This window comes from Streptomyces sp. NPDC048479 (assembly GCF_040651435.1).
Lineage (GTDB): Bacteria > Actinomycetota > Actinomycetes > Streptomycetales > Streptomycetaceae > Streptomyces.
In genome coordinates this window covers 377,834-398,011 of the sequence record NZ_JBEZKA010000001.1, presented here as the reverse complement: position 1 = coordinate 398,011, position 20,178 = coordinate 377,834, and the positions used below count along the sequence as shown (strand labels likewise).

12 protein-coding genes, 1 other RNA gene and 3 pseudogenes are annotated in these 20,178 nt (G+C 71.0%); 6 read left to right on the top strand and 10 right to left on the bottom strand.

Going from position 1 to position 20,178, the window contains the following annotated elements; translation table 11 throughout:
* Positions 1 to 2 precede the first annotated feature (2 nt).
* Positions 3 to 899, top strand: coding sequence for a GNAT family N-acetyltransferase (locus tag AB0D12_RS01755; RefSeq protein ID WP_362675974.1), 897 nt, complete (start codon positions 3 to 5; stop codon positions 897 to 899).
* A gap of 2 nt (positions 900 to 901) precedes the next feature.
* Here the strand turns inward: AB0D12_RS01755 and eda are convergent, their stop codons facing one another.
* Both eda and yaaA read right to left on the bottom strand, forming a co-directional pair.
* Positions 902 to 1,519, bottom strand: coding sequence for a bifunctional 4-hydroxy-2-oxoglutarate aldolase/2-dehydro-3-deoxy-phosphogluconate aldolase (gene eda, locus AB0D12_RS01750; protein WP_362675972.1), 618 nt, complete (start codon positions 1,517 to 1,519; stop codon positions 902 to 904).
* 61 nt (positions 1,520 to 1,580) lie between these two features.
* Entirely contained in the window at positions 1,581 to 2,381 is an 801-nt protein-coding gene (gene yaaA / locus AB0D12_RS01745; protein WP_362675970.1) for a peroxide stress protein YaaA, read from the bottom strand.
* 101 nt (positions 2,382 to 2,482) lie between these two features.
* On the opposite strand from yaaA, the gene AB0D12_RS01740 reads away from it, so the two are divergent.
* The 3 genes from AB0D12_RS01740 (at position 2,483) to rnpB (ending at position 5,016) form a co-directional block, all read left to right on the top strand.
* A complete protein-coding gene (locus AB0D12_RS01740) occupies positions 2,483 to 3,925 on the top strand; it encodes an RNB domain-containing ribonuclease (RefSeq protein WP_362675968.1) in 1,443 nt (480 codons plus the stop codon).
* Positions 3,926 to 4,065: 140 nt separating this feature from the next.
* Entirely contained in the window at positions 4,066 to 4,593 is a 528-nt protein-coding gene (locus AB0D12_RS01735; RefSeq protein ID WP_362675966.1) for a TetR/AcrR family transcriptional regulator, read from the top strand.
* Positions 4,594 to 4,611: 18 nt separating this feature from the next.
* Positions 4,612 to 5,016: RNase P RNA component class A (gene rnpB / locus AB0D12_RS01730), an RNA gene on the top strand.
* A 711-nt stretch (positions 5,017 to 5,727) separates the two neighbouring features.
* On the opposite strand, the pseudogene AB0D12_RS01725 reads toward rnpB, so the two are convergent.
* The 3 genes and pseudogenes from AB0D12_RS01725 to AB0D12_RS01715 all read right to left on the bottom strand — a co-directional run bounded on the left by AB0D12_RS01725 (position 5,728) and on the right by AB0D12_RS01715 (position 12,579).
* Positions 5,728 to 7,994: pseudogene (locus AB0D12_RS01725) on the bottom strand (UvrD-helicase domain-containing protein).
* Positions 7,991 to 11,194: a DUF1998 domain-containing protein gene (locus AB0D12_RS01720; RefSeq protein WP_362675964.1), complete on the bottom strand. Its 3,204-nt coding sequence runs from the start codon at positions 11,192 to 11,194 to the stop codon at positions 7,991 to 7,993. The pseudogene AB0D12_RS01725 and the gene AB0D12_RS01720 overlap by 4 nt, the downstream one beginning before the upstream one ends.
* A 107-nt stretch (positions 11,195 to 11,301) precedes the next feature.
* Positions 11,302 to 12,579, bottom strand: coding sequence for a serine/threonine-protein kinase (locus AB0D12_RS01715; protein ID WP_362675962.1), 1,278 nt, complete (start codon positions 12,577 to 12,579; stop codon positions 11,302 to 11,304).
* Between the two features lie 395 nt (positions 12,580 to 12,974).
* On the opposite strand from AB0D12_RS01715, the gene AB0D12_RS01710 reads away from it, so the two are divergent.
* On the top strand, positions 12,975 to 14,651 hold the full coding sequence (locus tag AB0D12_RS01710; RefSeq protein WP_362675960.1) for a hypothetical protein: 1,677 nt from the start codon (positions 12,975 to 12,977) through the stop codon (positions 14,649 to 14,651).
* A gap of 192 nt (positions 14,652 to 14,843) precedes the next feature.
* Here the strand turns inward: AB0D12_RS01710 and AB0D12_RS01705 are convergent.
* Together AB0D12_RS01705 and AB0D12_RS01700 are read right to left on the bottom strand one after the other, a co-directional pair.
* Positions 14,844 to 14,966 (bottom strand): annotated as a pseudogene (locus AB0D12_RS01705) (transposase); the annotation flags it as partial.
* Between the two features lie 138 nt (positions 14,967 to 15,104).
* On the bottom strand, positions 15,105 to 16,190 hold the full coding sequence (locus AB0D12_RS01700) for a helix-turn-helix domain-containing protein (protein ID WP_362675959.1): 1,086 nt from the start codon (positions 16,188 to 16,190) through the stop codon (positions 15,105 to 15,107).
* Between the two features lie 99 nt (positions 16,191 to 16,289).
* On the opposite strand from AB0D12_RS01700, the gene AB0D12_RS01695 reads away from it, so the two are divergent.
* Positions 16,290 to 17,531, top strand: coding sequence for an MFS transporter (locus AB0D12_RS01695; protein ID WP_362675957.1), 1,242 nt, complete (start codon positions 16,290 to 16,292; stop codon positions 17,529 to 17,531).
* On the opposite strand, the pseudogene AB0D12_RS01690 reads toward AB0D12_RS01695, so the two are convergent.
* The 3 genes and pseudogenes from AB0D12_RS01690 to AB0D12_RS01680 all read right to left on the bottom strand — a co-directional run.
* Positions 17,494 to 17,580 (bottom strand): annotated as a pseudogene (locus AB0D12_RS01690) (site-specific integrase); the annotation flags it as partial. The gene AB0D12_RS01695 and the pseudogene AB0D12_RS01690 sit on opposite strands and share 38 nt — an antisense overlap.
* 613 nt (positions 17,581 to 18,193) lie before the next feature.
* Positions 18,194 to 18,934, bottom strand: coding sequence for a TIGR03943 family protein (locus tag AB0D12_RS01685; protein ID WP_362675954.1), 741 nt, complete (start codon positions 18,932 to 18,934; stop codon positions 18,194 to 18,196).
* Positions 18,931 to 19,941, bottom strand: a complete 1,011-nt coding sequence (locus AB0D12_RS01680) for a permease (protein WP_362675952.1) — start codon at positions 19,939 to 19,941, stop codon at positions 18,931 to 18,933. Before AB0D12_RS01680 ends, AB0D12_RS01685 begins: the two co-directional genes overlap by 4 nt.
* Positions 19,942 to 20,178: the final 237 nt, after the last annotated feature.

The following is a 20,178-nucleotide window of genomic DNA, read 5'->3' as shown; positions in this document are numbered from 1 at the left end:
CGATGACCTGGTATCTGACCGAGGACGTCGAGGAGTTCCGCCGCGCCGCCGGCGACTGCCTGGCGCGGGACTCCGCCCTCAGCACCGCGCTGCTCACCGTGAGCGAGAGGGTGCGGCGGCACGGACCGCACGCGTACGGGGACGCGGAACCCGCTCGGTTCGGGTGGTGGCGGGAGAGCGACGACGCACCCGTGGACGCCGCGTTCCTGCAGACGCCGCCGCGGCCGCCGCTGCTCGGCCCGATGCGGAAACCCCTCGCCCGTGTGCTGGCGCGGAAGTTGCGCGCGGCAGGGGTACCGCTCAGTGGCGTGAAAGGCGGGGACGGCAGCACACAGGCCTTCGCCGACGAGTGGACGGGCGGAGGCGGCTGGACCGTCGCCACGCGGCTGCGGCTCTTCCGGCTCGGTGAGCTGACGCCGCAGCAGCCTCCGCCGCCCGGCCGCGCCCGGCAGGCCACCGCCGACGACGTCCCGGCCGCCGCCGCCTGGATGAAGAGGTTCGCCGCCGACATAGGTGAGACGTCCGACGCGGACTACACGCAGAACATCTCGCGCCGCGTCGCCGACGGATGCCTGTACTTCTGGGAGACCGACGACGGACAGCCGGTCTCCATGGCCGCGCGCTCGCCGCTCGTCGCGGGACAGTCCCGGGTCTCGCCCGTCTACACCCCGGCCGGGCTCCGCGGACGCGGATACGCCGGCGCGGTCACCGCCGCCGTCAGCCGCGCCGCGCTCGAGGCGGGCGCGGAACAGGTCCTGCTCTTCGCGGACCAGGCCAATCCCACCAGCAACGCCCTCTACCAGCGCCTCGGTTACCGACCGCTGGCCGACTTCGTAGACGTGGACTTCGTGGAGGTGGACTTCGTGGAGGTGGGCTTCGTAGAGGTGGACCTCGGCTGAACTCAGCCGCGCAGCGCGGCCGCTCCGGCCGCCAGGGTCTCGACCCGTGCCCAGTCCTTGGCAGCGATCGCGTCTGCGGGCAGCATCCACGTACCGCCCACGCACCCCACGTTCCGCAGCGCCAGATACGACGGTGCCGAAGCGGACGAGATCCCGCCCGTCGGGCAGAAGCGGGCCTGCGGAAGCGGCCCGGCGAGGGACTTGAGATACGGCGTGCCGCCGGCCGCCTCCGCCGGGAAGAACTTCATCTCGCTCACTGAGCGCTCCAGCAGCGCCACGACCTCCGAGGTCGTCGAGACACCGGGCAGGAATGGCACGCCCGACGCCTTCATCGCGTCCAGCAGCCGTTCCGTCCAGCCGGGGCTGACCAGGAACCGCGCTCCGGCCGCCACCGCCGCGTCCACACCGTCCGACGAGATCACCGTGCCCGCGCCGACCACCGCCTCCGGCACCCCGTCCGCGATCGCGCGGATCGCATCGAGCGCGGCCGGCGTCCGCAGCGTCACTTCGATCGCAGGCAGACCCCCGGCGACCAGCGCCCGCGCGAGCGGTACGGCATCGGCGACGTCGTCGATGACGACGACGGGTACGACAGGCGCGAGGTCCAGCACGGAGGTCATGGCCCCATCCTGCCGGTCCCACTGCGCACCCCGCAACGACCGTTGCGCACAGTGCAACGCCTCAGTGGATCTGAGTGACCACCACGTCCAGCGCCCACGCCCGCCCCGCCCTGGCCGGCGCCTGCGCCTCCACCACGTACCCGAGATCCCGCAGCGTCTCCACCAGTTCGCCGGGCCCCGCCGGCTTCGCGCCCGTCATCAGCAGGTCCCGTACCAGCCGGCCCTTCGTCGCCTTGTTGAAGTGACTGACCACCGAGCGCTTCTCGACCCCGTCGACCAGCTGCGAGTGCAGCACCCGCACCGTCGCCGTACGCCCCGCCACCTCGCCCTGCGGCTTCCACGCCGCCGTGTACGCCGAGGACCGCAGATCCAGCACCAGCCCGTTGCCCGCCGCCTCCGGCAGCACGGAGGCCATCCGCCCGCGCCAGTACGCCCCCAGCGCGCCGAGCCCCGGCAGCTTCACGCCCATCGAGCAGCGGTACGACGGAATCCGGTCGCCGACCCGCACCGCGCCCCACAGCCCCGAGAACACCAGCAGCGACTGCCGGGCCCGCCGCCGTGCGTCCGGCTCCAGCGTCGCCAGACCGAGCGCGTCGTACAGCACGCCCGTGTAGATCTCCCCGGCCGGCCGGGTCCCCGCGGTCCGCAGCTCCACGTTCTTCGCGATCTCGCCGCGCAGACCCTCGCTCAGCCCGAGCACCTCCCGCGCCTTCTCCTCGTCGGCGGCGCACAGTTCGACCAGTTCGTCCAGCACCGCGGCGCGCGCCCCGGCAAGACCCGGCAGCGACAGCGACTCCGGCTTCAGCGGAGCCCCGCGCCCGGAAGCGGCCTTACCCTCCGACGGCGGCAACAGCACGAGCACGGCAGGTCTCCTTCGTACGTACGGGGGCGGGGGGTGCGGCCCCCGCGCCAGCCTACGGTCATCCGGGTGCCGTCCGACTCCGCCCGCCATACGCTCGGTCCATGCCCCGCCGCCATATGCACATGACCGGCGCAGCCGAAGCTCCGCTGCGGGCCGCACTGCGTGAGCTGCGTACCACGCTCGACGTGCCCGAGGGCTTCCCGGCCGAGGTCCTTGCCGAGGCGGAGTCCGCCGCCAAGGCGCCGCGCCTGCCGGACCACGACGCCACCGACATCCCGTTCTTCACCATCGACCCGCCGGGCTCCGTCGACCTCGACCAGGCGATGCACCTCGCCTCCCGCCGCGCCGGCGGCTTCCGCGTCCACTACGCGATCGCCGACGTCGCCGCCTTCGTCACCCCCGGCGGCGCGATCGACGCCGAGGCCCACCGCCGGGTGCAGACCCTCTATTTCCCGGACGAGAAGGTCCCCCTGCACCCGGCCGTGCTCTCCGAGGGCGTGGCCAGTCTGCTGCCCGACAGGACCGCGCCGGCGCTGCTCTGGCGGATCGACCTCGACGCCGAGGGCCGTACCGTCACGACCGAGGTGCGCCGCGCGCTCGTACGCAGCCGGGCCAGGCTCGACTACGAGGATGTGCAGCGGCAGATCGACGCGGGCACCGCCGAGGAGCCGTTGGGGCTGCTCAAGGACATCGGGCTGCTGCGCGAGGCGCTGGAGCGCGAGCGCGGTGGCATCTCGCTGAACGTCCCGGAGCAGGAAGTCGTCGAGCGGGACGGCGCGTACTTCCTCGAATACCGCGCCCCGCTCCCGGCCGACGCCTGGAACGCCCAGATCTCCCTGCTCACCGGGATGGCCGCGGCCGACCTCATGACGGCGTCGGGCACCGGCATCCTGCGCACCCTGCCCACCGCCCCGGTCGGCGCGGTGGCGAGGCTGCGCCGCTGCGCGAAGGCCCTGGGCATCGACTGGCCGCACCATGTCTCGTACGCCGAAGTGGTGCGCTCCCTCGACCCGCACAACGCCCGCCATGCCGCCTTCCTCCAGGAGTGCACGACGCTGCTGCGCGGCGCGGGCTACGCCGCCTTCTCGGGCGGCGAGCTGCCCTCGCCCGCGGTCCACGCCGCCGTGGCCGACGAGTACACGCACTGCACCGCGCCGCTGCGGCGGCTGGTCGACCGGTACGCGGGCGAGCTGTGCGTGGCGGCGGTGGCCGGGCAGGCGCCCCCGGAGTGGGTGACGGCGGCGCTGGACAAGCTGCCGCGGGAGATGGCGGAGGGCTCCCGACGCGCCAACACGGTGGAGCGGGAGTGCGTCGACCTCGTCGAGGCGGCGCTGCTGAGGGAGCGGGTCGGCGAGATCTTCGACGCCTTCGTGGTGGATGTGAAGGAGCACGAGCCGGCCGTCGGGACGATCCATCTGGCGGACCCGGCGGTGGTGGCCAGGATCGACGGCGGCGGCGAGAAGCTTCCGCTGGGGGAGCGTGTACGGGCCCGGCTCACGCAGGCCGACCCGGGGACGGCGAAGGTGCTGTTCGCGCTCGCGTGAGCGCGCCGGCGAGCGCTTTCGGGTCATCGGCGTGCCGATCGTCCGGGCGCCGGTCCTCGCGGGCCTGCGCGGCCGGCTCGCCCACATCTCGTACGATCGCGCCTTCGGCTACGGACTTCGAACCAAGAAAGGCTTTCAGAGTGCCTGACTCCACCCGTGCTCAGCAGATCATTGCCGCGGCCCGCGAACTGCTCGAGCAGGAAGGCCCGGAAGCCCTCACCATGCGCCGCCTCGCCGAGCGGGTCGGCATCAAGGCCCCGTCCCTCTACAAGCACTTCCCGGACAAGTCCTCGGTCGAGACTGCCCTGATCGCCGAAGCCCTTCGCGAGAGCGCCGAGGTTCTCGAGGCCGCGGAGGCCGCGACCCCCGGCTCCTTCCAGGCCCTGGCCACCGCCTACCGCGCCTACGCCCTGGCTCACCCGCACCTCTACCGCCTCGCCACCGACCGCCCGCTCGCCCGCGAGGCCCTGCCCGCCGGCGTGGAGGACCGTGCCGCGGCCCCCCTTGTCCGCGCGGTCGGCGGCGACGCGGACACCGCCCGCGCGGCCTGGGCCTTCGCCCACGGCATGACCATCCTCGAACTGAACGGCCGCTTCCCGCCGGGCGCCGACCTCGCGGCGGCCTGGGCCACCGGCTCCGCGGGCTTCGTCCCCGCACACGCCAGGTAGCATGGCCGACACGGCAGACGAGCCGGGCGGACGGCCGCGTGAAGATCTTCTGGATCTTCCCGAGGAACGTCCGGGCTCCACAGGGCAAGGTGGTGGGTAACGCCCACCCGGGGTGACCCGCGGGACAGTGCCACAGAAAACAGACCGCCGAGGACCTCGGTCCTCGGTAAGGGTGAAACGGTGGTGTAAGAGACCACCAGCGCCTGGGGTGACCCAGGCGGCTAGGTAAACCCCACCTGGAGCAAGGTCAAGAGGGGTCGCGGTAAAACGCGGCCCTGCGCGGACGTTAGAGGGCTGCCCGCCCGAGTCCGCGGGTAGACCGCACGAGGCCGGCGGCAACGCCGGTCCTAGATGGATGGCCGTCTCCCCGGCCGCCGCGAGGCGACCGGGCGACAGAACCCGGCGTACAGCCCGACTCGTCTGCCGCCACCTGCTGCTTTGCCTCGGAAGGGGCCTCTGACCTGCGTCGGAGGCCCTTTCTGGTCTTTCGGGGCTTGCCGCGTTAGGCCGCGAAAAGTCCCTCGGAAGTCCCTCCGACAGGGCTGAAAGTCCCTGAAAAGCCCCTGGAGCGGAGGGGCGGGCGACGCCCCCCGGCCATGTGATCGGTCGCGTATTTTCCCGTCGAAGGCGTCGCTTTTCGCGCCGCGTGATTCCCAGCTCGGCCGAGGTCGTTGACGGGCTGTCCGACGGGCAAGTACGAGACCTGGCCTGGTCAACCGAGCGTGCCTGCGGCGACGCTCGGAGCTGGGCTTCGCCCACCCCGGACAGTACTGACCAGCCTGACCGGAGGTCCGGCTGGCAGACGGCTCGGAGACCCTGGCGTCGTCGGGGACGGCGGAGTGGTCGCGTAGACGCGAACGCCTCCGTTTCTGTGGCCAATGTGGCGACGCGCTCAGGTGGGGAATTGTGCGGCCTCAGGCCTGGGCGAATATCGCCGTCCTCCACACCCGGCTTCACCGTCGGCACCAGTGGTCGCAGGATTTCCCACTCGGCGTCGGACAGATCCGTCGAGCAACGGATGCGCGGCTCGCCCACGTCGGCCCCCGAAAGCGCGCCGCCACTCCGCTACCTGCCCGTATGGTCCGCTGACCAGCCTTACAGACGCCTTCCAGGTAACTGGGAGGTGTAGTCCTCTCAAGCGCCGGCTGCTGGAGAGAGCAGGCGGCGCAGGAACGGGCTCGGAGTGCCGTGCCAGAAGATGTCGAGGCTGTCGCGCGCCCGGGTCGCCGCGACGAACAGCAGGGATCGAGCCCGCGCAGCCTCCCTGCGATAGCGGGCGGTGTCCGCCTGGCGCAGCTGGTTCACCTGTTCGCGCGGGACCAGACCGTCGCTGACCCCAGCGATGATCATGCGCTGGTACTCCAGCCCCTTGAACCGGAACATGGTCCCGATGTGGATTCCGGGCTCGCCCCGGGCGCCGTCGGCTCCGATCTCCAAGGCCCGGACGCCGTGTTCCCCGAGCGTTCTCCCCAGTTCGCTCGCCATGTGTTGGTGGGGACGCAGATGGCGATCTGCTCGTGCGCGATCCGTTCATCCGGATGAGCGTCCCAGGCCAGGATGTGCGCGGCGATCGCCTCGCGCTCCGACTGCCAATCGACGCACGGGTGCAGGCCGGGTGTCCCGCCGCTGAGCACGGAACGGTATCCGGCGAGGGTCTCCGAGCTGCCGTCGAGGTCGTCGTAGATCTCCTCGCCCAGTACCTCCAGCGCGGACCGCAGGATCTGCCGTGTCGTCCGGTAGCTGAGGCTGAGCTTCGCGGAGCGCCCGCGGATGTTGATTCCGAGGCTGCCGAGCGTCACCTGGTTCTTGTAGATGCGCTGGTGGGTGTCGCCGACCAGGAACAGGTCGTCAGTGTCGCGGGCCGTCATCGCCCGCAGCATCTTCCAGTGTGCTGGGCGCAGATCCTGCGCCTCGTCGACCACGATGTGCCGGTACCGGTAGCGCAGCCAGCCGCCGGAGCCGTCCTGTAGGTGGATGTTCTCGAGGCCGCCTGCCTCTTCCCGCTGGCGTTCGATGGCGCGGATGCGCTGTTCCCGCCCTATCTCGAGGCGGGCGGCGCGCTCGGCCACTTGGTCCCACGTCTGGCGTCCGAGCCGGTCCAGGCGCTGGGAAAAGTGCTCGGCGAGCTGCCAGATGGCGGCCCGCTCCGACCGGCCCACGTTTTTGCCGCGACCGGCACGGCGGGCCCGGAAGTAATCAGTGCGGGTGCCGACGGCCTGCCCGAGGATGACCTGCGTCCACTCGTCGTGCAGGAACTCCGCGTCCCAGCCGCTCTCGTCGAGTTCGTCGAGCATCGCCCGCCACTCCCGTACGGCCTGGCTGTCGTCGATGGTCTGCTTGCGGCTGCCGGGCTCGGCTTCCCGTACGACACGCAGCGCGAGCTGGTCGACGTGGCTCACCTCCACCCGCGACAGCAGCTGCTCACCGCCCAGTTCGAGGAGACGGGAGCGCAGATCGGCGGCGAGGTTCTTGTTGTAGGTAGTCAGCAGCACGGGCTTGGTGTGACCGGGCGGCAGCTGGGACACCAGGTGTCGGACACGATGCAGGGCCACGATGGTCTTGCCCGTGCCGGGGCCACCGCCGACGCGAGCGGGGCCGGAGTAGCGGCGCTCGACCAGCTTGGACTGGGCGGGGTGGAGGAAGACCTTCCAGCGGCCGAAGTCCCCGGCCTCCAGCGCCTCGCGCAGCGCGTCGTCGGACGTGGTGACGACCGTGGCGGGTCGCTCGGCGGCCGTCCGGAAGTCCTCGGTGTCGACGGCGTCCGGGGCGGCGACGGGGGCGGTGACCTCGTCCCGAACCTCTTCGAACGGCTTTCCGTCGTAGAGCGCGAGTAGGACCTCACCGGTGAGCTGCGGCGCGTACTCGATCAGCCCGAGGAGCTGTTCCTCGGTGGTGAGGGTACGGATGACCGGCACCAGGGGCTCCGCCACACCCAGTTCGCTCAACTGCGCGTCGCTCCAGGCGGCGAACAGCGGCTGGGCGGAGGGGAGCGGGGCTTCGGCGGGCGCGGCCGGGGCGGTGGGCGACGGTTCCTGTGGCGGGATGCGTCGCAGGACGCTGTCCTCCACCACCTGGAGGTCGACGTACTCGATGCCACCGGTGACGTGGTTGATCCCGTAGGCCAGCCGGTCGTAGACCTCCTTGCGGTGCTTGACCGAGACGATGAGCCAGTCGTCCTCGGCCAGCCGGAGCAGCAGAGCGCGGTACTCGTCGTTGATGCGCGCGGACCAGATTCTGCTGTCGCCCTTGAGCTGCTTGAGCTTGAGCCCTGGGGTACGCGGGTTGTCCTTGAACTTGTGCTGGAAGTCGAACAGGGCGCCCTTGACCGTGCGCGGCAGCCGGAGGATTTCCTTGTCCGCCTTGTCGAGCAGGCGCAGCGTCACGCCCCCGGTCTTCGTCATGCCGACTCCCCGTTCTCGTTCTCGTCGTGCCGGGTCGTGCCGGTGCCCGGCCGACCTTGATCTGTAGGGCTGTTCGGTGTCCGCTCGGCACCGACACCGAGACGTCCGGCGATCTCCTCCGCGGTCCACCCGCCCGCTGGCCGTACGTCCCAATGGGCGGCGGTGAAGGCACGATCGCGGTCCTGGGCCTCGACGTCCGGTTCCTCGGCCGTGCCCTGCGGCGCCAGAACCACACCCAGCCGGGCATAAGGCCAGGCGAGTTCGGCCTGCCAGCCGTGCTCGTCGAGTTCGAAGCCGTCCTCGGGCGCGGGAACGCCCAGTTCGGCCAGTGCGTGGGCCAGTTCGGCCAGCCCCGCCTCGTCGGGGTCCACGTACTCCAGCACCGCGTTCCAGGCGCCGTCGCGCTTCGGTCGGGACTCGGCGGGCGCTTCCTGGGCCGTTCTCGCGGGTACCGCGGGCAGTCCGGTGGTCACGGCAACCGGTGGCAGGCTGTCCGGTTCCCTCTGCAAGCCGTCAGCGGTGGGCAAGGCGATCCGGGTCGAGGACAGCCACCCCGCTCCGCCGGTCACGGTGAGCACGTCCGCGGTGAAGCCGTCCAGCAGCGCGGTGGTGAGCTGTGCGCTGTCGCCGCCGCCGTGCTCCAGGAACTGCAACACGTTGCTCCAGTACAGCCAGGCCTGCCAACGCCGCTTGTGGGTCTTCTCGTTCGCGACGGCGTGGGCGCTGTCGTCCAGGAGCGTGAGTCCCGTCCAGGCCGGTGGCCGGTGCCGTACGTCGGCGACGAGGACGAGTCGGCATCCGGACCGGTCTGTCGCCGTCAGGACGCGCAGGGGCCCGCTCGGCGCGTCGGAAAGTTCGCCGCGCAGCGCCGCTTCGACGGCCCGTCCGACCGTGTCCGCTCGCACCGGTGTGTCCCGCAGGCCAGGTGTCCCGATGAGTCCGGCGACGGCGGCCTCGGCCCGGTGGTGCCACCGTTGGGCGTCGGGGGCCCGGAGATAAGCGAGCAGCAGTTCGGCCGGGTTGACCCACACGGTCTCCGACAGCTCGCCGGGCAGGCCGCCGCGCGTGCGCTCGTAGTAGGCGCGTGCTCGCTTCTGTCCTTCCTGGTCGTAGGGCAGCCACACCGGGTCTGCGGGAGCGACCCCGGCGTATCCCGTGTCGCGGACCCGGTTCTGCCACTCTTTGATGTCGTGGTACGTCAGTTGGAACACCCGCAGCCCGTCTGCCCGCAGCCGGGCGCGTTTCGCCGCGTCGTCCGCGAGACGGTTGTGCTCGGTGCTCGCGTGATAGCGGTATCCGTCCAGGTAGACGGCGAGCCGTGGGCCCGGTGCGTCGAGCCGCTCGAAGAGTACGTCGGGCCGGGTGCCCTCGAGGACGCGCTGCTGCGAGACCCGCCAGCTCACGGTCGTTCCCTCGCCGGTGGTCAGCCGCAGATCCAGCGCACGGGTGCCCGCCGGCGTGGTGTACGTGTCCGCCGTCGCCCGGGACTCGGGCTGCTTGGCCCACTCCTCCAGCGTGTCGACGAACATGACCTCCAGGTCGCTCTCCGCCTGTCGCTCCAGCGGGATCTGACGGGTCGTCGAGATCGGCGAGGTCTGCCAGCGTTCGCCGTGGGAGCCGAGGAGCTCGTCCAGCATGGACTGCACTTCCCGGCGGGAGACGCGGTCGTAGTCAGAGGGGGGCACCCTGCGCAACAGGCACTGGTGACAGCCGTCCAGCTCCTTCTGCTGGCACGGGCAATTGTCGATGACCTCCCGCGCCTTGAGGAGCACCTCGCGGAAGCCGTCCGCGGACGCCAGCCGGTGCAGATAGCCGGTGCCACCGGGCAACCGGTCGTAGACGACGAGGAAGCGCCGCGGGAAGTCCGAGCCGAGCTGGTCCGGACTGTCCGGCATCGAGGCGGCGGCGATGTCGATGTGGTCGGGGTCGCCGCCGTAGCGTGCCGCGATACCGGCGAACAGCGCCGCGGTGAACGAGGCGAGCCGTTCCCGGGCCCGTGTCACCGAGGCGGGCAGCAGGATCCGTACGGCTTCCGTGGTCAGCTCGTGGGCCAGCAGCAGCGGTACGTCCCGGCCCGCCCCTTGTCCCTCTCCGCGTCCGGAGCCCTGAGTGCGCCGCCGCGGGCACCACAGCAGATGATGGGCGCTGCCCTTCGTGGCGGCGGCCCCCGAGTCGGTCAGTGCGTGCTGCGGCTGGTCGACGACCGGCTTGCCCTCCGCCGTCGCGCCACCGCAGGTCGTGCAGACGTAGAACGGGTTGATCCGTACTTCCTCGCCGGCCAGCGGCACCGTGGAGCTGCCGTCCTGCCGGTCGAGTCCCAGATTCAGCGTTCGGATGACAGCTCTATGGGAGAAGTCCACGCCGAAGGTCGCCGTGTCGTGCCGCCAGGAGTCGATGGCCAGGTGGTCGGGGTCGATGTCCACGGTGGTCAGGACCGCGTACTGCCGACGGGCCCGCTCGTCGCGGTCGTCCCGCACTCGGGCGTCGTCCCGCTTGTCGCGGGCGACGACCCGGCGCGGCTGGAGCACGTACTGGACACAGCCCGCGTCGGCGATCTCCTGCCCGTCGCAACGTGGGCAGGGTGAAGTGTCGGTCTGCGCGTGCTGCGTGCGCACGTATCCGCAGGACGGGCACAGCCGCCATACCGACCAGGCGCGGCGCTCCGGACTGCCGATGTCGAGGGCGCGCACCACATGCTTGTAGCCGTTGACGTAGAAACTGTTGCCCGGGGCCAGCTCGGTGAGGGCCGTTTTTCGGGAGCGTTCGTAGTCGTGGGTCTCGCTGCGGTAAATGCGCCCCGTACCGGGCGGCTCGGCTTCCCTCGGGGCGCCGCTCTCGGCGGGTTCGTCGGTGTCCGAGGGAACCTCGGACCAGTACAGGGTGGCCTCCAGCTGGGTCGTGGTGTCGGCCAGGCTGTAGTTCGGCAGGAGTCCCAGTTCGACGAGTGTGCCGTGCGCGCTGGTCCGGCTCAGCTCCCGCAGGAGGTCCCCGGTGCTGCGGCGCTCGGCGAGCAGCTCCCGTCGTTCCCGGTCCTGGACCTCGTCGGTGCGGGCCAGGGAGTCGACGGCCTCGTCGATCGCGGCGATCCTGCGCCGCAGTTCCTCCCGCCGCCCCGTCCAGTCCTCCTCCGCCTCCTGGAGAGCTCGTACGATGCCGCCGGTCGCGTACTTCCGGAGCTCGTCGGCGGCGTGGGCTGACACCCCGGTGTCGTCACCATCCGGCGAGGCGAGGCCGTCCGCGGCTCGCGGGTCGGGTCCTGGAGAGGTGCGCGGTGTTGCCCCGCCGACGCGCGTGGGCGTCGTGAGGGTCAGAACCCGGCTCGCGCCGCGTAGGCCTCGCGCAGCTGCTGGGCTGTGCGCCTGGCCTGCGCGGAGTGGCGGAGAGAGCGGGCGGGGGGCCGGCCGGTGTCACGAGCACGCCGGGGCAGGTCCTGCGCATTACTCGGGTCCTGCTTGTCCGGGGTGCCCTGCTCGTCCTGTGTGCTCTGCGTCCTCTGCGTGCTCTGTGGCGCCAGGGCTGTCGGCTCCGGTTCGGCGGGCGGCCCGGCCGGGGGTGTCTGATGTGGCGACGTGAGGAACAGAGTGGGCGCGGCTTCCGAAGTGGACTCGTCCGTGGGCGGTGCGTCCGCCGGACGGGACGGAACGGGGAGCGGCGACACGACGCCTTCCGACGCCGCTGCCGGAAGCAGCGTGAGGAACTCCTGAGGCGGCGCGGCGGTGTAGGTGGTGAGACGCCGGCGGGCCTGGGCGAGTTTCAGTCCCTGCGCCTCGACCAGGGCACGGCAGTGCTGGACGACCTCGCTGACCGTGGGCCGGGCTTGAGCCTGATGGGACAGCATGGAAGTCAGCAGGGGGACCAACTCGGGCGGGGTCCCGGTCAGATCGGGCGCGGTCGCCGGATCGGTCACCATGCGGAAGAGCACATGGATGTTGGTCGCGTGGTACGGCAGATGGCCCGTCGCGGCGAACAGCAGCACCGTCCCTAGTGCGTACACGTCGACGGCGCTCGTCAGCGGCTTCTCGCCGTTGGCCTGCTCGGGTGGCATACAGGACGGCGTGCCGACGACGGTGTTGGCCGCGGTGAGAGAGGCGCTCGACTCGGCGAAGACGGCGAGACCGAAGTCGATGATCTTGGGGCCGTTCGGTCCGAGCAGAATGTTCGCGGGCTTCAGGTCACGGTGCAGCAGACCCTGTTTGTGCACATAGCCCAGGCCCTCGGCGATGGTCGCGCCGAGCGACAGGACGAGAAGCGCGGGCAGCGGACCGTGCGTCATCACGTGCTTGCCGAGATCCGGTCCCTCCACGTACTCGGTCGCCAGCCACGGCTGCTCCGCGTCCGCGTCCGCATCGAGGAGCTGTGCGATCCGTGCGCCCCAGACCGTCTTCAGGATCTCGATCTCCTGCGCGAAGCGCTGTCGGGAGGTCGAGTCGACGATCGACGGCTTGATGACCTTGACCGCGGCCGGCTCGCCGCCCGGCGACTCACCCAGGTATACCTGGCCCATACCACCCTGGCCGATCCGGCCGAGTAGCTCGAAGCCACCGATCCGGACCGGGTCCTCGGGGCTGAGCGGCGTCGTCTGCACGTCTTTCCTCTGGTCGGGTACGGCGGGTGAGCATGGTGGGACAGGCTGCGTAACAAGCTAGCCGATCCGGCCGACAGACCGCTGTGGCCCGGCGATTCCGTCCTGTGAACTCCGCACTCACCATGCTCCCGGACGACTTGCCCACGGCGGGACTGCGATCGAAATCCGCCTATGGCCTGGCGACGTGCTCACCAGGGGCGCTCAGATTCGGGGCTGCCTGCCCCGACGGCCCGGGGCCGCGGTCGCGACCGCTGGAGGTAGCCGCCCCCGCCCGGCGCGCAGTGCATGGTCTGGGCCACTGATGAGGTCGACCTTTCGACAGGCCGCCGACGGGGTGGGCCAACAACCCTAAGCTGGCGGTCGTCACAAGCGATCCCGGTGGAAGACGTAAACGCATGAACAGCCTTACCGAGGCGAACCTCAAAGCGCTGGCCGGTCCCCGTTCCTACGAGCGTGGCCTCGGCTGCCTCGACGCCGTGTCCGGGGTCGAGGTCGGCGACAGCCGGGTCACCGCGACCGTTCACGGCACGGAGCGGTACGAGGTGGAGCTGGTTCTTGAAGGGCCCGGCGGGCTCGGTGGCGAGTGCGACTGCCCATACGGTCTGGAGGGCAACTTCTGCAAGCATCTGGTCGCTCTCGGCCTCGTCGTGCTGGCCGAGCCGGAGGGCAGCCTGCCACGGCAGAGGAAGGCGGCCCGGGACCGGGGACAGGACTTCGACGCTTGGCTGTCCGGCCTGTCCAAGGAGGAGTTGCTGGGCCTGATGCGGGAACAGGTGGGCGAGGACCGGCAGTTGCGGCGCCGTCTGGAGCTGCGGGCGGCGAGCGCCCGGGGTGACCTCGCCGGGGTCAGGGCGCGCATCCGTGAACTCCTCGACATCGGCCCGTTCGCGAGGTACGGATACATCGAGTACGCCGATGCCCGAGCCTACGCCGACCAGGCCGGGCAGGCGGTTTCCGCCATCAGGGCACTCACTGCTTCGGGCCGGTCCGCCGACGCGATGCCCCTCGCGCGGGAGGCGATGCTGCTGCTGACCGAGGCGGTGGAAAGCGTCGACGACTCTGACGGAGGGCTCGGGCAGGTCGGCGCCGACCTCGCCGACGCCCATCTCGACGCGTGTCGTATGGCGCGCTGCGATCCTGAGGAACTCGCGCGCTGGCTGGTCGGCCATGTGCTCGGTGACTTCGACGACCTCACCGGCATCGATCCGCTCGACTACGAGAACGTCCTCGGTGACCGGGGGATGACCGTCCTGCGGAAGCTGGCCGTGGAGGCGTGGCGGGGCAACCGTACCGGTTGGGCCGAGAAGTACCTGATGGAACGCTTGGCCAAGGCGGGAGGCGACGTCGACGCGGTGGTCGCCGTGCACGCGGCCGACCTCGCGGAGAACGGCCACACGCACCTGATCATCGCCCGCGAACTGGACACCGCCCGTCGCCCCGACGACGCCCTGCGCTGGGCGGAACGCGGCATTCGGGATGCCAGGGACCCAGCCGCTGTCGACACGGCCCTCGTCGACTACCTGTGCGACCGCTACGCGCAGGCGGCCCGGCTGCCCGATGCCGTCGCCTTGCGCCGCGACCACTTCGGCGCTCGCCGCACCCTGCTCGCGTACCAGCAGCTGCGCGCCGCCGCGCGGGCCGCCGACTGCTGGCAGGCCGAGCGCGAGGGGGCGCTGGTCCTGCTGCGTGCCGACGCGGGACGACGGCAAGAGGGCTGGTACGGCGGTCCTGTCCTGGTTGACGCCCTGCTCGACGACAAGGACGTCGACGCCGCCTGGGAGGTGGCCACAGAAACCGGCGCACACGACCGGCAGTGGCTCGCCCTCGCCGACCAAGCCCGTGCCAGCCGTCCCGCCGACGCACTTGGCGTTTACCTGCGTCTGACCGAGCCGCTCACCAAGCAGACCGGCAACGCGGCCTACGAGCAGCTCGTCAGCCTGCTGCTCAGCGCCCGCGACTGCCACCGCCGCCTGGGCACACTGGACGAGTTCACGGCGTACGCCATCGCGCTGCGCACCGCCCAGAAACGGAAGCGGAACCTCATGCGCCTGATGGAACAACACGGCCTGTGAGCCGGTACGGCGTACCGGTCCGTGAGCGGTGCCCCCTGCCGGGTGCACGCGATGTCACGTGTACGCGATATGTGCAGCGGTGGCCATTTGGAACGCACGCGCTGCTCAGAGGCCGATCGCACGAATCGCGACACACAGGTAGCTACTCCCGGCGTACAGCCCGACTCGTCTGCCACACCGCTCCGGCCCCCCGTCGCTGGGAGAGTGGCCACGGGCCTTGACTGCTCGGCGGATCCGCGCGTTCACCGATTCGATCGCATCGGTCGTGCAGACGGTCCGGCAGATGTCGGTATCGAAGCGGAGGAACGGCGTTACGAACGCCATCCCCGCAAATTACCTGGCCTTTCTCGGACTCGCCGCCGCCCTGTGCTGCTACGAACGACTCCTCCGCCTCACCATGCAGGACACGGTCTTGGCCCTGATGATGCAACATGATCAACAGACCGAAGCTACTCAGCGCAGTACGGCCGCCAGCAGGTCGGCACCCAGCGCCGTCAGATCGGGCAGATTGAGGGTGTAACGGACGTAACGGCCGTGCCGCCGGGCCGTAAGCAGGCCCGCGCGGCGCAGGACAGCGAGGTGGCGGGAAACCTCCGGGGGTGAAAGTTCCCAGGCGTGGGCCAGCTCACCGGTGGTGTGCGGGCCGCGGGCCAGGGTGCGCAGCAGCCGCAGCCGTACCGGATGTGCGAGTGCCTCCAGCCGTAGTCCGACCGTTTCCAGCGATACCGGCTCTGACGGACTCGGCTCGGCCACGGGGTACTGCACCACCGGCTGCCATCCGGGCGTGTGGACCGCCACCAGGTGCGGGCTGCCGAAGACACTGGGGATGAAGGTGACCCCGGTGCCGTGGGCGGCGGTCGCCTTGTCCTGCAGCTTGTCCACGATGATGCAGTCGCCGTCCGGTGCCAGGGTGACTGCGTCGGAGACCGATGCGAGTGCCGCCCCGATGCCCTGGCGCTTCAGCAGGTCGTTCTTCAGGCGCAGGTCGGTGGCGAGCTGCACGGCGACGCCCGCCCAGGCGGTGTCGAAGAAGGCCTCGGCGCACTGTTCGAGGGTGTGGCGCACCCGCGCCCGCACAGCGGCCGGGTCCGCGAGCAGCCGTTCCGCGAAGGCCTCTTGCAGCGGGCCGCGGGCCTGTGCCAGGTCCAGGGCCCGCTCGCGCGCAGTCGCGTCGGTGAGCGGCGACGGCGCGGCAAAGTGGACCCGGTTGCTGCCGCACGTGGTGACGAGCGCGGCGGTCACATACGTTTCGTCGTCGATCCGGTCCACGTCGTCCAACTCCTCGGCGAGGCTCGGCCGAGGCCGGGCGGGGACCAGGAAGTCGGCTTGTGAGGAACGCCAGAGGAACTCCGCCTCCCGCAACCGCTCGGCCAGCTCCGGCCGCAGCCCCGCCCAGACATCCCCGGCCCAGCCGGCGAGCTGCGGATGATGCCCGGGTTCGGCCAGCACATGCAGCATCGCCGTCAGCTCGGCCAGCGGGGAGGCGGCGAACCGCAGTCGCTCGGACGGCAGGCCGCTGATGTCGATCCTCAACGTCATCCCCTCAGCATCCCTGACCGGATGGCCGGTGACGGCGTCGGTTGACGGTGTCCGTCAACCGACGTACCCAGCCCTGTGGCCGAACGCACCGTTGACGCCATGGCAACCACCACCAAGATCCAGCCCCGCGCCCTCGTCCGTGCCTCCGGAGGCCCCCGCTACGCCGTCGCCCTGGCCGTGGACGCGCTCGGCACCGGCCTGCTGCGGCCCTTTCTGCTGCTCTACGGGGTGACGGTGCTGAGGCTGTCCGCGCCGGCCACCGGCATCGCCATGACGGTCGGCGTCGTCGTAGGCCTGGTGTGCATGCCCGCGGTGGGCCGTTGGCTGGACCGGGGTGCACGCAGCACGGTCGTGGCAGCGTCGATGCTGGTGCGGGTGCTGGGCGTGGTGCTGCTGCTGGCCACCCCGGCGGGGCACGTCTGGCTGTTCGCGACGGCGGCGCTCTTCCTCGGCATCGGCAACCAGGCATGGCCGGCCGCCCACGCAGCTCTCGTGGCCACGGTCGCCCACGGCCGGGAACGCGACACCGCTCTCGCGGGAGGCCGCGCCCTGCGCAACGCCGGCCTGGGCGCGGGCGCGCTCATCGCCACCGCTTGCCTGGCGGGCGGCACCACCGCATTGCAGGCGCTGGCAGCCGTCACCGGGCTCGCCTATCTCACTGCGGCGGCCTTGGCGTGGTCGGTCCACCTGCACGCGCATCCGGCCGCTGCCCCGGCCATGGACAGGGCCGACGGGCCCGCACCCCGGATGCGCGCGCTGCTGGCCGCCAACGTGGTCTACGTCTTCTGCCTCAACGTCCCCGAAATCGCGCTCCCTCTGGTCCTGTTGACACAGTTGCACGCATCCCCGGTGTGGTCGGCAGCCATCTTCGTGGCCAACACGGTGCTGGTGGTCACCCTGCAGGTTCCGGTCACCGTCCTGATGTCCCGCTTCTCCCGGCGGACCGTGCTGGCCCTCGCCGGCGTGGTACTCACCGCGTCCTACCTCGGCTTCCTCGTGGCCACCTCACTGGGACACGGCTGGGGTGCCCCGGCCGTCGCCACGGTGTCCGTGGTCTGCACTATCGGCGAGATCATCTATGCCGGCAGCGCCACCGCGCTCGTCACCGCCCTCGCCCCGGCCCATGTCCTGGGACGCACCCTCGCCCGCTTCGAGCTCTCCACGGGCTTCGGCCTCGCCGTCTCCCCGGCGGCCATCACCGCTCTCGCACCCCACGGCTCGGCCGCCCTCTGGGGCAGCCTCGCCGCTGCGACGCTCCTCTCCGCCTCCGCCGTTGCCACCGAGAAGGATCAAGGAACGCGACTCAGCGGTTGCTGCCGCCGGGTGCGAGCAGGCTCGTGAGCTCGGCAATCGCCTCTGGCGACGGTTTGAAGTAGCGGCGGACGTTCTCCGAAGTGCCCCGGCCGGGGTCGAGCTGGTTACCAACCCGATGGATGTCGTGCGCTACTGCCAGGCTCGCGAGGCTGCTTGGCGCAACGCGGCACCGCACGCCGAGGGGTAGCGGTACCGTCCGGGTGACCACGGACTTCCAGCAGTCCCGCGTTTCCCTCGGCGGGCGGCTCCGTGAGCAGCGCGGCCCGGTGTCGGGCCGCGCTGGTCACGGAACGGCTGGGCCGGCCGCAGTCGAAAGTGTCGAAGTTGGAGACCGGCCGGCAGACCGCGACCGCCGAGGACCTTCGGGCATGGGCGGAGGCGGCCTGCCGGCCTGAGGCTGCGGCCGAGCTGGAGGCCCCGCTCCAGGGGCTGGAGTCCCGCACCCGATCGTGGCGCCGACAGCTCCGGGCCGGGCACCGCCCGCTGCAGGACCTTCACGCCCTACGCGGTCTGCGCCGACACCACACCGTAGGGCGGCCTGCCGCACGACGTGACCCCAAGACGTTCGGCGAGACGGTGGAGCTGACCGCCGTAGAGGCGCCGCCTCGGGAGTGGGAAGCCCCACAGCGTGGCATGTCGGATCAACCCTTCACCATGCCCGGCTACGGCCGATGGCGCGCTCAACCACCTCAGTTTTCGTACTGGTTGGGTGGGGCCGGGACCGGTCTGGCCCGGCTGACGTCGATGAACGGGATGATGCCGTCGTTGACGGGGTCCCTGGTCTGTTTGCCGGTGTAGGTGCCGATGACTTCGAGCCAGGTGTCGGGTTGCAGGGCGGAGGCGGGGGGAATCCGTCCGGACAGGCCGATCTTGACGGGTTGGGCGTCGGCAGCGCAGCAGTTGAGGCTCATGCGGACGAGGTAGGGTGCGCCGCTGCCGTCGAGGGTGATGAAGCCGGTGATTTTGATCCGCCGGTCGCCGAGTGAGTGTCCGTGGTCGTAGACCGCGCGGCCGGCGTAATCGACGACGCTGAGCTGGAGAGGGTCGCCGGCGGGGAGGGTGGGGAAGCCCCAGGGTTGTTGCAGGGCCGTGCCGGCGCGCAGGGCGCTGTAGGAGCCCAGTGCCGGTGGGGCGACCAGGATGAGAGCGAGCACGGGCAGGACGAGGAGCCAGGATATGCGTGGTTCGCGATGGGCGTGGCCGCGACGGTCGTGGTGCTCACGCCCGGGCTGGTTCTCCTCGGTCGCGCGCGGCCGTCGCAGTTCGTACCAGACGGTGGCGACGGCGGCGACGATCAGGACGATGCCGGCCACCAGCAGCAACGGGCGCAACCCGGCCTTGACGTAGCGCAGGTAGAGGTCCGTGAAGCCGGCGTGCAGCACCGCCGCGCCGATGAGGAACAGCACGGCTGCTTGCGCCTGCCGGTTCACAGCAGGACCGCCCCGACCAGGACCGACATGAGGACGGCCAGGGTGAAGGTGGCGGGGGCGAACCGCAGCGCGAACCCGCGGCCGAACGTGGCGGCCTGCATGGCGAACAGCTTCAGGTCGATCATCGGTCCGACGACGAGGAATGCCAGCCGGGCGGTGAGCGAGAACTGGGTCAGGGACGTGGCCACGAACGCGTCGGCCTCGGAGCAGATCGACAACACCACCGCGAGGATCGCCAGGGTGAGGATCGACACCACAGGGTTGTTGGCCGCGGTGTGCAGCCAGCTTGCCGGTACCACGGCTTTGAGGGTGGCCGCGGCCATCGCGCCGACGACGAGGAAGCCGCCGGCGTGCATCACGTCGTGCCGTACGGATCCCCAGAACGCCGCCCCCTTGCCGAGGCCGTCGAACGACGGGTGGGCCGGTGGGCGCAGCCAGTCGCTGCGGCCCAGCCGCTGCCACAACCAGCCCATCGCGCACGCCACGAGCAGACTCGCCACGAGCCGGGCGAGAACCATCTGCGGGTCGCGGGGAAACGCGACGGCGGTGGCGGTCAGCACGATCGGGTTGATCGCCGGGGCGGACAGCAGGAACGTCAACGCCGCCGCGGGGGTGACGCCGCGGCGCACCAGCGCCCCGGCCACCGGCACGGAGGCACACTCGCAGCCGGGCAGGACCGCCCCGGCCATCCCGGCGACCGGCACCGCGAGGGCCGGCTGTTTCGGCAGCGCGCGGGCAAAGAACGACGGTGGGACGAACACCGCGATGATCGCCGACAGCAGCACGCCGAGGACCAGGAAGGGCAGGGCCTGGACGACCACCGCGACGAACACGGTCATCCAGCTCTGCATCACCGGCACGGACAACGCCCGGCGGATCGGCCCCTGCAGCACAACCACCAGGAGCAGCGACATGGTCAGGACGAGAGGTGAGTTGAACCGCCAACCCTGCGGATCGTCCGCGTCGCGATGGTCAGCCCGGGGCGGGGCTGTTCTGGTGGCGGTCACGGGTGAGGTACCTCCGGTATGGAAAGGCTTCGCGGGTTGGTTCCCCTCCACCTTCAGTACGCCGGTTCGGGCACAGCTTCTCATTCCTGAATCAACACGAGTTGATCGAGGCTTGCCTTGGTGTACGGGGGAAAACCCACCGCGACGTTCGTACAGGCAGGATCGATCCGGCCGGCAACGACTGTGATCGTGGAAGCATGGAGATCACGCAGCAGTCACTTCGCCGTTCCGCCGGTT